Source organism: Phytopseudomonas daroniae, assembly GCF_004327285.1.
GTDB classification, from domain to species: Bacteria; Pseudomonadota; Gammaproteobacteria; order Pseudomonadales; family Pseudomonadaceae; genus Aquipseudomonas; species Aquipseudomonas daroniae.
Map to the genome: position 1 here is coordinate 21,512 of NZ_QJUI01000010.1, position 14,067 is coordinate 35,578.

15 protein-coding genes and 1 tRNA gene are annotated in these 14,067 nt (G+C 61.1%); 12 read left to right on the forward strand and 4 right to left on the reverse strand.

Annotated features, from left to right (window positions below; genetic code table 11):
• The first annotated feature begins 1 nt into the window (after position 1).
• From phhA to cobF, 5 genes are all read left to right on the forward strand, one after another.
• Positions 2 to 787 (forward strand): phenylalanine 4-monooxygenase, encoded by a 786-nt coding sequence (phhA, locus tag DNK06_RS12550; protein ID WP_242674660.1) that lies wholly within the window; start codon positions 2 to 4, stop codon positions 785 to 787.
• A 256-nt stretch (positions 788 to 1,043) separates the two neighbouring features.
• Positions 1,044 to 1,400: a 4a-hydroxytetrahydrobiopterin dehydratase gene (locus DNK06_RS12555; RefSeq protein WP_131180358.1), complete on the forward strand. Its 357-nt coding sequence runs from the start codon at positions 1,044 to 1,046 to the stop codon at positions 1,398 to 1,400.
• A 191-nt stretch (positions 1,401 to 1,591) separates the two neighbouring features.
• Entirely contained in the window at positions 1,592 to 2,881 is a 1,290-nt protein-coding gene (locus DNK06_RS12560; protein WP_131180359.1) for an MFS transporter, read from the forward strand.
• A gap of 105 nt (positions 2,882 to 2,986) precedes the next feature.
• The gene (ggpS, locus tag DNK06_RS12565; RefSeq protein WP_131180360.1) at positions 2,987 to 5,245 is read left to right on the forward strand and encodes a glucosylglycerol-phosphate synthase; all 2,259 of its coding nucleotides are present in this window, start codon (positions 2,987 to 2,989) and stop codon (positions 5,243 to 5,245) included.
• A 113-nt stretch (positions 5,246 to 5,358) separates the two neighbouring features.
• The gene (gene cobF / locus DNK06_RS12570; protein WP_131180361.1) at positions 5,359 to 6,123 is read left to right on the forward strand and encodes a precorrin-6A synthase (deacetylating); all 765 of its coding nucleotides are present in this window, start codon (positions 5,359 to 5,361) and stop codon (positions 6,121 to 6,123) included.
• A 355-nt stretch (positions 6,124 to 6,478) separates the two neighbouring features.
• Here the strand turns inward: cobF and prmB are convergent, their stop codons facing one another.
• Positions 6,479 to 7,405, reverse strand: a complete 927-nt coding sequence (gene prmB / locus DNK06_RS12575) for a 50S ribosomal protein L3 N(5)-glutamine methyltransferase (RefSeq protein ID WP_423228055.1) — start codon at positions 7,403 to 7,405, stop codon at positions 6,479 to 6,481.
• A gap of 227 nt (positions 7,406 to 7,632) precedes the next feature.
• Between prmB and DNK06_RS12580 the strand changes: the two genes are divergently transcribed.
• From DNK06_RS12580 to DNK06_RS12590, 3 genes are all read left to right on the forward strand, one after another.
• Positions 7,633 to 8,232, forward strand: a complete 600-nt coding sequence (locus tag DNK06_RS12580; RefSeq protein WP_131180363.1) for a cysteine hydrolase family protein — start codon at positions 7,633 to 7,635, stop codon at positions 8,230 to 8,232.
• 94 nt (positions 8,233 to 8,326) lie between these two features.
• Complete coding sequence (locus DNK06_RS12585) at positions 8,327 to 8,650, forward strand: hypothetical protein (RefSeq protein ID WP_131180364.1); 324 nt, start codon at positions 8,327 to 8,329, stop codon at positions 8,648 to 8,650.
• A gap of 48 nt (positions 8,651 to 8,698) precedes the next feature.
• On the forward strand, positions 8,699 to 9,256 hold the full coding sequence (locus DNK06_RS12590; protein WP_131180365.1) for a Smr/MutS family protein: 558 nt from the start codon (positions 8,699 to 8,701) through the stop codon (positions 9,254 to 9,256).
• 153 nt (positions 9,257 to 9,409) lie between these two features.
• On the opposite strand, the gene efp is transcribed toward DNK06_RS12590, so the two are convergent.
• The gene (gene efp / locus DNK06_RS12595; protein WP_042556123.1) at positions 9,410 to 9,982 is read right to left on the reverse strand and encodes an elongation factor P; all 573 of its coding nucleotides are present in this window, start codon (positions 9,980 to 9,982) and stop codon (positions 9,410 to 9,412) included.
• 46 nt (positions 9,983 to 10,028) lie between these two features.
• Positions 10,029 to 11,159, reverse strand: coding sequence for an elongation factor P maturation arginine rhamnosyltransferase EarP (earP, locus tag DNK06_RS12600; protein ID WP_131180521.1), 1,131 nt, complete (start codon positions 11,157 to 11,159; stop codon positions 10,029 to 10,031).
• Between the two features lie 276 nt (positions 11,160 to 11,435).
• On the opposite strand from earP, the gene DNK06_RS12605 reads away from it, so the two are divergent.
• Entirely contained in the window at positions 11,436 to 11,678 is a 243-nt protein-coding gene (locus DNK06_RS12605) for a type II toxin-antitoxin system Phd/YefM family antitoxin (protein WP_131180366.1), read from the forward strand.
• Positions 11,675 to 11,938 (forward strand): Txe/YoeB family addiction module toxin, encoded by a 264-nt coding sequence (locus DNK06_RS12610; protein WP_131180367.1) that lies wholly within the window; start codon positions 11,675 to 11,677, stop codon positions 11,936 to 11,938. Before DNK06_RS12605 ends, DNK06_RS12610 begins: the two co-directional genes overlap by 4 nt.
• Positions 11,939 to 12,020: 82 nt before the next feature.
• On the opposite strand, the gene DNK06_RS12615 is transcribed toward DNK06_RS12610, so the two are convergent.
• Positions 12,021 to 12,110: transfer RNA gene (locus DNK06_RS12615), tRNA-Ser, on the reverse strand.
• A gap of 367 nt (positions 12,111 to 12,477) precedes the next feature.
• Between DNK06_RS12615 and DNK06_RS12620 the strand changes: the two genes are divergently transcribed.
• Entirely contained in the window at positions 12,478 to 13,167 is a 690-nt protein-coding gene (locus DNK06_RS12620; RefSeq protein ID WP_131180368.1) for a crotonase/enoyl-CoA hydratase family protein, read from the forward strand.
• Between the two features lie 126 nt (positions 13,168 to 13,293).
• Complete coding sequence (locus DNK06_RS12625) at positions 13,294 to 14,016, forward strand: lysophospholipid acyltransferase family protein (protein ID WP_131180369.1); 723 nt, start codon at positions 13,294 to 13,296, stop codon at positions 14,014 to 14,016.
• Positions 14,017 to 14,067 lie beyond the last annotated feature (51 nt).

The following is a 14,067-nucleotide window of genomic DNA, read 5'->3' on the forward strand; positions in this document are numbered from 1 at the left end:
GATGAAAGCCAGCCAGTACGTCGCCAGGCAGCCTGACGCGAGCGGCTTTATCCACTATGACGAGGTCGAGCATCGCACCTGGCAGACGCTGATCGAGCGGCAACTCGAGGTGATCGAATCACGGGCCTGCCAACCCTATCTCGACGGCCTCGACAGACTCGCCCTGCCACACGAGCGGATTCCCCAACTGCCCGACATCAACCGCGTGTTGCACGCCGCGACCGGCTGGCAGGTCGCTCAGGTACCGGCACTGATTCCGTTCCAGCGCTTCTTCGAGCTGCTCGCCAACCGGCAGTTTCCGGTGGCCACTTTCATCCGCACAGAAGCGGAACTGGACTACCTGCAGGAGCCGGATATCTTCCACGAGATATTCGGCCACTGCCCGTTGTTGACCAATCCCTGGTTCGCCGAATTCACTCACACTTATGGTCGCCTGGGCCTGGCTGCCAGCCCCCAGGAGCGCGTGTTTCTCGCCCGGTTGTACTGGATGACCATCGAATTCGGCCTGGTCGACACACCTGCCGGGCGGCGCATCTACAGCGGCGGCATTCTCTCGTCGCCCAAGGAAGCGGTGTACTGTCTATCCGCAGACCCCGAACACTTGCCGTTCGATCCAGTGGAAACCATGCGCACGCCCTACCGTATCGACATCCTGCAGCCGCTGTATTTCGTGCTGCCGGATCTGCAACGGCTGTTCGCCCTGGCCCAGGAAGACATCATGGCTCATGTACGGGAGGCCATGCGCCTGGGCCTGCATCCGCCGAAGTTTCCGCCCAAGGCGGCGTGAGAGCAGGAAAATGCCGCACAAACACCACAAAACCATGTAGGAGCTGCGGGGGCGCCTAGCCTTGCGGGCGATGCGATAGCAGTCATCCAGCCCCGTAGCCTGGATTAGCCGCAAGCGTAATCCGGGGAGCACGCGTCACGGGCGATTGAGCACCTTGCAGAGAAGGATCTGCGCGGCCGTGACAATCAGGCAGAACCAATGGCGTACGAACGGACACAAACCTGAACGACACAGTCATCGAATCACGGAGCACCCTATGACCGATCTCAAACAAGCCAAGTGCGAAGCCTGCAACGCCGATGCGCCGAAAGTCAGCGACACCGAGCTGGCCGAACTGCTGAAGCAGGTTCCCGACTGGAACATCGAAGTACGCGATGGCGTGATGCAGCTCGAACGGCCCTACACCTTTCGCACCTTCAAGCACGCTCTGAACTTTACCAACGCGGTGGGCGAGATCGCCGAAACGGAGAATCACCACCCCGCCCTGCTGACCGAATGGGGCAAGGTCACCGTGACCTGGTGGAGCCACTCGATCAAGGGCCTGCACCGCAATGATTTCATCATGGCAGCGCGCACCGATGAGGTGGCCGAGGTGGCTGAAGGACGCAAGTGAGATGCCCGCAAAACGGGAAAAAATCGCTCTGCAACGCCCCGCGATGGTGCCATTCCCTGACCCGAAAAATTAGAAGACCGTTCGTCGATAAAAATAAACCATGCATATCAAATAGTTAACCAACCATCACAAAGATCACTGGCGCGCTTCCTGCTTGCTATCACCTGCATAGTTCCCTAGGGTAGTTCGCCATGTGGTCCTTGATTGCCCCTATCAGCTCGTTGCTGGGTGGGGTTGCGTTACTCCTCCTTGGCAACGGTCTGCTCAACACTCTACTGACCCTGCGTGGCGTCGCCGAAGGCTACTCCACCGGGATGCTCGGACTGATCATGTCCGGGTACTTCGTCGGTTTTCTCCTTGGCACCTGGCTAGCGATTCCGCTGGTTCGTCGCGTTGGGCATATCCGTGCGTTCTCCTTTTGTGCCGCCCTCGCCGCCATCACCGCACTGCTCCATGTACTGATTGTCGATCCCTGGGTCTGGCTCGGTTTGCGTGTGCTCTACGGCCTGGCTTTGGTCAGCCTGTACATGGTCATCGAGAGCTGGCTCAACGCCCAGGTACCCAACGACAAACGCGGGCAGATGTTCGCCGTGTACATGGCGGTGAACCTTGGTGCTCTGGCCGCCGCCCAGCAATTGCTGAACCTGGCCGATCCCGGTGAATTCCTGCTCTTCGCCTTGGCTGCGATGCTGATCAGTGCCGCGCTGATGCCCATCACCCTCACGCGCCAGCCACAGCCCAGCGTGCCGGAAACCCTGCACACCAACCTGCGCAAGATCGCCAGCATCGCCCCATTGGCCATCGCGGCTGCCGGCCTTTCCGGCCTGGCGCTTGGAGCCTTCTGGGGCATGGCACCGGTGTATGCCAGCCTCAACGGTTTCGATGCTGCGGGTGTCGGCCTGATGATGAGCGCGACCATTCTCGGCGGCGCCCTGCTGCAATGGCCGATCGGCCGTTTCTCCGACACTCATGATCGGCGCTGGGTGCTGTTCTGGGTCGTCTGCGCGGCGGTAGTCGTGGCCCTGTTGATGAGCCTGCTACCCGCTGGCCGCCCGCTGCTGGCACTGATGTTCGTGTTTGGCGGACTGTCGTTCGCCATCTATCCCATCGCCGTGGCGCAGCTGATCGACCAGCTGCACAGCGACGAGATTCTTTCCGGCTCCAGCAGCCTGCTGATGGTCAATGGCATCGGCTCCGTATGTGGGCCGCTGCTCGCCGGCGTGCTGATGCAATACACCGGTGCCGCCGCACTACCCCTGTATTTCGCCGCTACCCTGGGGCTGCTGGCGGCCTACACCTTCTATCGTCTACGTCACGTCAGCGACCTGGTCGCCGGCGAGCAGGCGCACTTCATGCCGATGTTGCGCACCAGCCATACCGTGCTGGAACTGATGCCCGACGCCCCGCCGTCGGACGACGACAACGCCTCGGACAACGATAACCCCGACGATGCGCAGGAGCGTGTCGTCACCTCATCGTAGGCACTGGCCTACACAACAGAGGCGTCAACCAAGGCGCCCACTTTGCTCGTCGGCTGATGTCGGCGCGTCACTGCACCACTTTGTTTATGGACAGGGAGACAGCGCATGTTACTTGCAACCGATCTTGATGGAACCTTTCTCGCTGGCGATCCCGAGGATCGTCTGAGCCTTTACCAAACCATCGCCGCCCACCCGGAAATTCAGTTGGCCTACGTCACCGGTCGCAGCCTGGAAGCGGTGCTACCGCTGTTGGCCGACCCGACCTTGCCGCAACCGGACTTCATCATCGCCGACGTAGGCGCCACCTTCGTGCATGGCGACACCTTGCAACCGATCCAGCTGCTGCAGGGCCAGGTCGATGCCCGCTGGCCGGGCGAAAGCCTGGTGGCCCAGGCACTGGACGGCTTCGGCCTGGAGCGTCAGGACGTGCCCCAGACGCGCCGCTGCTCCTACTTCTGCACGCCTGAGCAGGCAGCCGACCCGGCCCTGGCGGCGGTGGCAGAAACGCTAGGTTGCGACCTGCTGTACTCCGCGGATCGCTACCTGGACTTTCTGCCCAAGGGCGTCAACAAGGGCAGCAGCCTCAAGGCGCTGGTCGACTGGCTGGAACTGGATGCAGACCAGGTACTGGCCTGTGGCGATACCCTGAATGACCTGAACATGCTCGACGGCACCTACAAAGGCGTCTGCGTCGGCGAATCCGAACCGAATCTGCTGCGCGCCACCGAGCACCAATCCTGGATCCTGCAGGCGGATCGCTCAGGGTGCGGCGGCATTCTTCAGGCATTCGTGCATTTCGGTTTCCTCGGCGAGCACGGTATCGCCGCGGAAAAACGCAGTGCCACCAAACCAGGCCGGGCCGAGCTGGTGATGGTCTATCACCGCCTGCCCTACGAGGAACACCGCGTCGATGGCAAGCTGCAGCGCCGCCGGCCGACTTCACCCAACGGCATCATTCCCACGCTGATGAGTTTCTTCGGCGATTCGCGTCCCGGTTCCTGGGTTGCCTGGGCAGTGGACGAAGGCGGCGACGAGCCCTTCGAAACCCATACCACGGTGGATGCCGAACGCTATCCCAAACTCACCGCTGCACGGGTGGCGCTGAGCAAGGAAGAAGTCGACATCTTCTACAAGCGCTTCTCCAAGGAAGCCTTCTGGCCGACCCTGCACACTTTCTGGGAGCGTGCGCGTTTCGACGAGGACGACTGGCAGGTGTTTCTCAAGGTCAACCGCGCCTTCGCCGAACGCACGGCAAAGGAAGCCGCGGAAGGTGCCATCGTCTGGCTGCACGACTACAACCTGTGGATGGTGCCGGGCTACCTGCGCGAAATGCGCCCTGATCTGCGTATCGCCTTCTTCCACCACACCTACTTTCCCTCGGCCGACGTCTTCAACGTGCTGCCGTGGCGCCGGCAGATCATCGGCAGCCTGCTGCAGTGCGACTACATCGGCTTCCATATTCCACGCCAGGTGGAAAACTTCGTCGACGTGGCTCGCGGTGTCACCCCGCTGCAAACCATCAGCCGGCAGAACTGCGCGCCGCGCTTCATCACCTATGGCTGCGCCGTGGGCCTGGAGCGCATGACCACCGCCGTGGACACCGGCAGCCGCGTAGTCAAACTTGGCGCTCACCCGGTGGGGCTGGACATCGACCGTGTGCGCAATGCCCTGGCCCAGGACAAGACCCGCAAGCAGATGGCGCACCTGCGTGAAGAGCTGCGCGGCATCAAGCTGGTGCTGTCGGTGGAGCGCCTGGACTACACCAAAGGTATTCTGGAAAAACTCCAGGCCTATGAGCGACTGCTGGCCGACAATCCGGAGCTGCACAAAAAGATCACGCTGGTCAGCATCTGCGTGCCGGCGGCCCGCGAGATGACCATCTACGACGAGCTGCAATCGCAGATCGAGCAGGCCGTGGGCCGTATCAACGGCCGCTTCGCGCGGATCGGCTGGACGCCGGTGCAGTTCTTCTTCCGCAGCTTCCCCTTCGACGAAGTGGTAGCCTGGTACGCCATGGCCGACGTCATGTGGATCACCCCGCTGCGCGACGGCCTCAACCTGGTGGCCAAGGAATTCGTCGCCACCCAGGGTCTGCTCGAAGGCCAGGGCGTGCTCGCACTGTCCGAGTTCGCGGGCGCCGCAGCCGAGCTCAAGGGCGCGCTGCTGACCAACCCCCACGACACCGCCGACCTGGCACAAACCTGCTACCTGGCGTTGAACATGCCCAAATCCGAAGCCCGTGCGCGGATGCGTGAGCTGTTCGATATCGTCAATTACAACGATATCCGCCGCTGGGGCGACGAGTTCCTCGCCGGCGTCGCCGAGCCGGAGGCCGAGAACGTCCTGCATCTCGCGGCAGGCTGAGCCAGAGCTGTAACGATCCGCCGATAGCCCGGCGTTGACGCAGCGGCTCAGGTCGAGCCGCTGCGTGACTAACTGATATGCTGCGCGCCTCTGGCAAGAACGAGACGTGCGGCATGAAAAACATCCTGATCATCGGCATCGGCGCCGGCGACCCCGACTACCTGACGATGCAGGCGATCAAGGCCCTCAACCGGGCCGACGTGTTCTTCATCCTCGACAAGGGCGAGGCCAAGGACAAACTGATCGCCCTGCGTCGGCTGATCTGCGAACGCTATATCGAGACCGGTCGCACGTACCGCATCGCCGAAGCCAGCAACCCCGAGCGCGAACGCGACACGCCTGACTATGACGCCAGTATCGACAGCCTCAATCGCGACAAACAGGCGGTGTTCGAGCAATTGATCGGACAGCTGAAAGATGGCGAAACCGGCGCCTTCCTGGTCTGGGGTGACCCGTCGCTGTACGACAGCACCATCCGCATACTCGACGGGGTGATCGCCAGCGGCCATCGACTCGACTACCAGGTAATCCCTGGTATCACCAGCGTGCAGGCGCTGACCGCCCGCCACCGTATTCCACTGAACCAGATTGGTCGTGCCGTGCAGATCACCACCGGCCGACGCCTGCGCGAAGGCTGGCCAGCAGGCGTGGACAGCGTGGTGGTGATGCTCGATGCCCAGAACAGCTATCGCCATCTCGTCAATCAGGATCTGCACATCTACTGGGGCGCCTATGTCGGCACGCCGGACGAAATCCTGATCGAGGGCAAGCTGGCCGATGTCGCCGAGCGTATCGTGCAAACCCGCGCGGCAGCGCGCGAGGCCAATGGCTGGATCATGGACAGCTACCTGCTGCGCCGCGGCGGACGTGAGGCCTGATTCCAGAGTCGCAGCCCTCAGCAGCCTGTTCGCGATCTGCTGCGTGTCGCCTGCAGACGTATTCGATCGCAAGAAAAGAAGGCGATAGCGGACATTCGTAGGGTGGACGACGCTTGCCTACGCGGCCCGATCCTTCCACCAACCTAGCGATCGCAATGGTGGATGAAAAGAGCGTCATCCACCCTACGTCCTATGGGGTCTATGGCACGAATGTAGCCTGGATTAGCCGCAGGCGTAATCCGGGGCCGAAGGCCATGATCCATGGTTCAACGCGGGTCATCGGCCGGCCGCTTCCGCCTTGTAGCGGCCTGTCAGGCGACCCTTGATTCAGGCTTGCGAGATCGTGAACAGGTTTTCAGAGGCGCCCGCGGAACAGCGCCTGGTGCTTGCGGCATTGCTCGGCCGAAAGCATGAACACGCCGTGGCCGCCACGGGCGAAATCCAGCCAGGCGAAATCCACCTCGGGATACAGCGTCTCGACGTGCACCTGGCTGTTGCCCACCTCGACGATCAGCAGGCCCTTGTCGGTCAGATGATCGGCCGCTTCCGCCAGCATCCGGCGCACCAAATCCAGGCCGTCGTCACCGCAGGCCAAACCCATTTCCGGCTCATGCTGGTACTCGGCCGGCATATCGGCGAAGTCTTCGGCATCGACATAGGGCGGGTTGGAGACGATCAGATCGAAACGCTGCCCCGGCAGACCGGCGAAGCCGTCACCCTGTACGGTGTAGACACGTTCTTCGAGGCCATGGCGCTCGATATTGCGGTTGGCCACTTCCAGCGCATCAAAGGACAGATCACCCAGTACCACTTCGGCGTCGAGAAATTCGTAGGCGCAGGCGATGCCGATACAGCCGGAACCGGTGCACAGGTCAAGAATCCGCGCGGGTTCACCGGCCAGCCACGGGCTGAAACGCTGTTCGATCAGTTCGGAGATCGGTGAGCGCGGCACCAGTACCCGCTCATCGACGATAAAGGGCAAGCCGCAGAACCAGGCCTCGCCGAGCAGATAGGCGGTCGGCACGCGATCCTCGATGCGCCGCTGCAACAAGGTGTGCAGGTGCTGCTGCTCATCTTCTTCGAGACGGCAATCCAGATAGCCGTCAGCGATTTCCCAGGGCAGATGCAGGGCACCCAGCACCAGTTGCCGGGCTTCGTCCCAGGCGTTGTCGGTACCATGACCGAAGAACAGCTCCTCTGCCTGAAAGCGGCTCACGGCCCAGCGGATGTAATCGCGCAGCGTGCGCAGGCGGGTGTTCAGGGCTGGGCGGGCATCGGTCACAGCATGGCTCCGGGCAAAAGGCATTAGTTTAGCAGGCCTACCCCGGCAATCCAGCGCCATCCCCTGTGCGTTCGATATGGCAGCATTCCGTGTGCCCCAGCGAGCTGAAACGATTCACTTGGCGTTGCCGAAGTAGCTGCATCGCAATACAACCAACAGAGAGGTTCACAGCAGCGTCATACAGGCGGACAATATGTACCGTTAACCGCGCCAGCAAGGAGTCGTACATGTCGTCCCACCCGCAAACGTTCTATCAGCTCACCGGTCGTGGCCATGCGCCTGCCAATCTGAGCAATGCGACTCTGCTGGTCATTGATGCCCAGGAAGAATATCGCAGTGGTGTGGTGCAGTTGCCGGGCCTGGATGCAGCCGTGGCGGAAATCGCCAAGCTTCTGGATGCCACACGCCGCCTGGGCGGCTCCATCGTTCACGTCAAACACCTGGGCATTCCTGGTGGCCTGCTCGACCCACGCGGCCCGCGTGGTGAACATCTTCCGGAAGTGGCACCGCTACCCGGTGAGATCGTCGTCGAAAAGCGCATGCCGAACGCCTTCTCCGGTACCGACCTGCATGAAAAGCTGCAGTCTCTGGGTCATCTGGATCTGATCGTCTGCGGGTTCATGACCCACTCCAGCATCAGCACCACCATCCGCGCCACCAAGGACTACGGCTATCGCTGCACCGTGGTCGATGCAGCCTGCGCGACCCGCGACCTGCCGACGCCCGATGGCAAGGTGATCAGCGCCGCCGAAATGCACCGCTTCGAAATGATCGCCCTGGCCGACAACTTCGCAGCCTGGGTTCCGGACGCCAGCGCGCTGGTGTAAGCCTGCAGACATGCGGCGCCTGGCGCTGCATGGTTTGAACCCGCCCCGCTCCTGTCAGTCATAGCGGAAAGATCCTTCGAGGAAATGTCGCCCCATGAAGCAATCAGACGGTTTCGATGCCCGCCGCCTACGCCCGAGAGGATCGGGCCACTGGCGACTGCGCGTTGCCGCCGCCCTGGCGGCGCTGTTCGCGACATTCGGCATTCTGCTGGCCATGGCGGGGGCCGCTACCCTGCTGGGGCGGCCACCAGCCCTCGGCAACCTGAACGACTCCACCAGCGACGCCAGCATTCTACTGGCGCTTGGCCTGATCCTGCTGTGGGGCGGCACAGTGGGCTGGCGTAAATGCCGTCGCCGCATGCGTCAGAGCACAGCCGGTCTGGCCATGTCGCCGCATCTGATGAAGAAACGCGACTGACCCGCCTCTTCCCGCTTGGTAAACTTGGCTTCCCCTGCGGAGGCTCCGATGCAAGACGACGACTTTTCCCTGTTCAAGGCTCAGCTGCAAGGCGTGAAGCCGATCAAGCATGATCGCGCCGACACCGGCAAGCCGAAGAGCGACCGTGCGCGCCTGGCTACCCTGCGCCAGGCCGCGACGCTAAGTACCGACACCATCAAGGTCGATGGCCTGTCCGATCAGTTCGTCATCGACGTTGGCGCCGAAGACGCCCTGTACTGGGCCGGCAATGGCGTGCAGGACGGCCAGATGCGCAAACTCAAGCTCGGCCAGATCCCGTTCGACGGCAGCCTCGACTTGCACGGCATGAGCGTGGAAAAGGCCCGCGACACCCTCTGGGAATTCCTCGCCGAGGCTACCAAGCTGGAAGTTCGCTGCGTACGGGTGACCCACGGCAAGGCGGTACGCACCGACGGCCGCAAGCCGATGATCAAGAGCCACGTGAATACCTGGCTGCGCCAGCACCCGCAAGTGCTCGGTTTCACCTCCTGCATCGCCAAGCACGGCGGTACCGGAGCGGTCTACGTGATACTCAAGCGCACCATGATGGACGGCCGCGACGAGTGATCGGTAGCCCGACGGCTGTCTACCAGCCCACGCTGAGCAGATTTACGAAAATAGCCGGTAGCCATTTAGGGCGCCATTTACGGCGAGCCTGAATGGCAGGCACAAAAAACCCGGCGCGAAGGCCGGGTTTTCATCACACAGCAAGCCTGACGGTCAGACCGGCGCCTTGGCGCGGGACTTGTACTCGCCAGTGCGGGTGTCGATCTCGATCCAGTCACCGATTTCGCAGAAATCAGCCACTTTCACTTCGGTACCATTGTTCAGCTTGGCAGGCTTCATCACCTTGCCGGAGGTGTCGCCACGGGCGGAACCTTCGGTGTAGGCCAGCTGACGCACGATAGTGGTCGGCAGGTCGACGGAGATAACCTTGCCTTCGAAGAACACGGCTTCACAGACGTCGTTCATGCCTTCTTCGATGAACGGCAGAACGCTTTCCAGGTCTTCGGCGCGCAGCTCGTAGGAGTTGTATTCCGGATCCATGAAAACGTAGTCGTCGCCGCTGATGTAGGACAGGTTCACTTCCTTGCGCTCAAGGATGACCGGCTCCATCTTGTCGTCGGCTTTGTAGACGGTTTCAGTCTTCGAGCCGTTCATTAGGTTCTTCAGCTTCATCTTCACGATGGCGCTGTTACGACCGGACTTGGTGAATTCGGCCTTCTGGATCAGCCATGGCTGGCCATCGATCAGGGCCACGCTGTTAGGCTTCATTTCTTGTGCGGTTTTCATACGAATATCCGGATCTGAATGGATTTACAAAATTCGAGGCCGCGTATCATAGCCAATTTCGGTAAAACTGCACCAGCGCTGCGGCAAGATCTGCACGTACCGCCTGGCACTTCGCCCACGCCTGGGCATGTGCAGTCAGTTCATCGTGGCAGTGCAGCCACGCGCTCCAGCCCTGCGCCATGGGCTCGCCAGCGTTCCAGGCCCGCCACACGGCCTGCAGCACCGCGCTGACCTCGGCCGAAAGCCCTTGGCAGTACAACGCCATGAAAGCCTCCAGCTTGTCCCAGTGCGCGCCCTCTTCTTGAGGATAAATGTGCCAGACGAGCGGTCGTCCGGCCCACTGCGCGCGCACGAAGGAATCCTCGCCGCGTACCAGGTTGAGGTCGCAGCACCAGAGCAGCGCGTCGTACTGATCCTGCTGCACGAAGGGCAGCACCTGAACGCTCAGCGCACCACGCCGCGCTACCGCACCGGCTTCAATCGGTTGCCCCAACCAGTGCTGCAGATCACCCAGTATCCGACCTTCGGGCACCAGCAGGTGGGTAGGCGCGACATCGTTCGCCAAGGCATCGAGCCAGCCGGCCAACGCGGCATTTTCGTAGGCGAACAGGGAAATCAATCGAGCGCCAGGGTCTGGCCGTACGCCAATCGACGCGAGGAAGCGCTCACGGGCACCAGCGTCCTGCTGCAACGCATCACGGGCGACCAGCAGATCCTGCTCGCGCAACAGCCCGCCGGTGCCCGCGGTAAAGCCTGGAAAGAAGAAGAATTTCTGCAGGCCATTGCTCTGCATCGATGGCAACCCATGACAGCCCTCGACCCAGTCCTCGGCGCTCAGATACTCCAGATTCAGCCAGAGAATGCGCGTCGGCCTTGCCGCCATCGCCGCTACGTATTCGGCGGGCAACTCACAGGCGAACGCCTCGATCACCACATCCGCCGGCTCGACCGGCTGCCAGGCCTGCGCCCAGCGACGTACCTCGACGCCACGCAGCCGCTGACAAGCCAACTCGGCATCCGCCTGCGGGCAAATCCGCACGAGCGCTGCCAGGTCGTCGACCCACAGGCGTACTTCGGCGCCCTGCTCGGCCACCAACTGTCGCGCCAGCCGCCAGGTCACACCGATATCGCCGTAGTTGTCTACCACGCTACAGAAAACATCCCACTTCACTGCCAGGTTCCCGGTATCAAGGAGGTATCCATGCGTCGATTTTACAATTGCAGGCTGGCACAACGATCCGCAGCTCAGTCCGCAAGACGTTTTGTTACCCGGCACAAGTAGCTCGTACCGACAGTGCAATTCTACTTCGCTTCCAAGTCTGCGCGGCTGCCATCACCCGCTGTTCTGTGCATTTGCAAGACGCTTTGCATTCAACCCGCTTAACGACGAAGAGTCATTAACATGACGTACGATTTCGCGTACGATACAAGCATTCTCAGGAGGCCAAGCATCATGCAAACTCTTACCGCCAGCGAAGCGCGCACCAATCTGTATCGGTTGATGGATCAGTCCGCAGAATCCCACCAACCCATTCTGATTTCGGGCAAACGCACCAACTCGGTTCTGATCTCGGCTGAGGATTGGGAAGCCATCCAGGAAACGCTGTACCTGCTGTCCGTCCCTGGCATGCGCGAATCCATCAAGGAAGGCATGGAAGAACCGGTAGACGATTGCGCCAAGGAACTCGACTGGTGACTTGGCAACTCGCTTTCACGAAACAAGCTCAAAAAGACGCAAAGAAGCTTGCTGCTGCAGGCTTGAAGGACAAGGCCAAAGCCTTGCTGGACGTGGTACAGGTGAACCCCTTCCAGAACCCACCACCGTACGAAAAGCTGGTGGGCGACCTGTCCGGGGCCTACTCCCGGCGCATCAACATCCAGCACCGCCTCGTCTATCAGGTGCTGCAGGATGCGCAAGTGGTCAAGGTGCTGCGGCTCTGGACTCACTACGAATAAAGCGCTTTCGACAGCTCCCTGATCCAGAATGCAAAAAGCCCCGAAAACAGTAACGTTTTCAGGGCTTCAGGTATTTCGAAAGTGGCGGTGAAGAAGGGATTCGAACCCTTGATACGATTTCTCGTATACACACTTTCCAGGCGTGCTCCTTCAACCGCTCGGACACTTCACCGGGTCTCGCCAGACATGCTGTCTGTCGAGGCGCGCTAATGTAATCGAACAATTCGCCAAAGGCAAAACTTTTTTCAGAAGATTCATGCGGTTAAGCCGCCGCTGGGTTCAGCAACGGCTTGTTGCCCCTGTAGATTCGCCTGGCGTTGCCGCGACCAAATTCAAGGAAGGGATTCGAACCCTTGCTAGGGTCTGTTGACGTTTCAGCGCGAGCCGCGTTGCCGTGCGTGAAACGTCAACAGACCCTATTACCTTACTCAGGGCGCCGGCAAAGTGGCCAAAGCCTGACTCACTGGTCATCCTTCGTGCTTTACCTGACCACATCCGATGCGTAACGTCAGCCGCAAATCCAGAACAAGGAGTCGACCATGAGCGACCTGATCAGCTATCAACTCGACGACGGCATCGCCACCCTGACCCTGAACAACGGCAAGGTGAACGCCATTTCGCCTGCGGTAATCGAGGCCTTCAATGCCGCCCTCGATCGCGCCACCCAGGACAAGGCCATCGTGATCCTCACCGGGCAGCCGGGCATTCTTTCCGGCGGCTATGACCTCAAGGTAATGACCTCTGGTCCGCAGAACGCCATCGACCTGGTGGCCGCTGGCTCGACGCTGGCGCGGCGCATGCTCGCTCATCCGTACCCGATCATCACGGCCTGCCCGGGCCATGCGGTGGCCAAGGGTGCTTTCCTGCTGCTCTCCAGCGATTACCGCATCGGTATCGAAGGGCCATTCAGCATCGGCCTCAACGAAGTGCAGATCGGCATGACCATGCACCACGTCGGCATCGAGCTGGCACGTGATCGCCTGCGCAAATCAGCCTTCCACCGCTCGGTGATCAATGGCGAGATGTTCGACCCACAAGGTGCGCTGGATGCCGGCTTCCTCGACAAGGTGGTACCAGCCGAGCAATTGATGACCACTGCCCTGGCCGTCGCCGAGCAGTTCAAGAAGATCAACATGAACGCCCACCGCAAAACCAAGCTCAAGGTACGCGCTGCGCTGCTGGAAACGCTCGACCAATCCATAGAGCTGGATAAGCAGCACGCCTTATAAGCAGCCAGGCATGCAGGCGAGCGCCTGCATGCCCAGCCACCCGGCAATCACTGGTAATGGCCTGGCAATTGCCCAAAGCCTGACCCACCCCTACACTGCGCGACCTTTTTCAAGTGGGTCGCAACCATGCTGTTCGTACTGCGCATGCTGATGATGGGCGTGCATTTCATCATCGCAGGCATTCTCGGGCTGCTGCTGGGCTTGTATCGACCCTTCCATCCCGATAACAGTCGCCTGTGCGCACGCATCTATTCGTTGCCAGCACTGCGCATGCTGCGCCTGCAGGTCAAGACCGATACGCAGAACCTTGCCGAGCATGATCGACCCTGCGTGATCATTGCCAATCACCAGTCCAACTATGACCTTTACATCATCGGCCGCGTGGTGCCCAGGCGCACGGTGAGCATTGGCAAGAAGAGCCTGAAATGGGTGCCGCTGTTCGGCCAGCTGTACTGGCTGGCCGGCAATGTGCTGATCGACCGCGGCAATGCGCGCAAGGCCAAACGCTCGATGCAGGCGACCACCCATACGCTGCAACACGAAAACACGTCGATCTGGGTATTCCCCGAGGGTACCCGCAATGGCGGTGGCGAGATGCTGCCCTTCAAGAAGGGCGCCTTCCAGATGGCCCTCACCGCTGGTGTGCCGATCATCCCGGTGTGTGCCAGCAGCTACGTGCGCAGCCTGCGCCTGAATCGCTGGAACAGTGGCAAGGTGATGATCCGCTCGCTGCCGGAGATTCCCACCACAGGCTTGAGCATGGACGACCTGCCCCAACTGATCGAAACCTGCCGCTCACGCATGCAGGCCTGTATCGATTCGATGGATGCCGAGCTGGCTCGTGCCTGAGAGCCTGCTCAAAGGTGCTGAGCGAGTCGAAATAAGCAGGTAAGCTGCGGC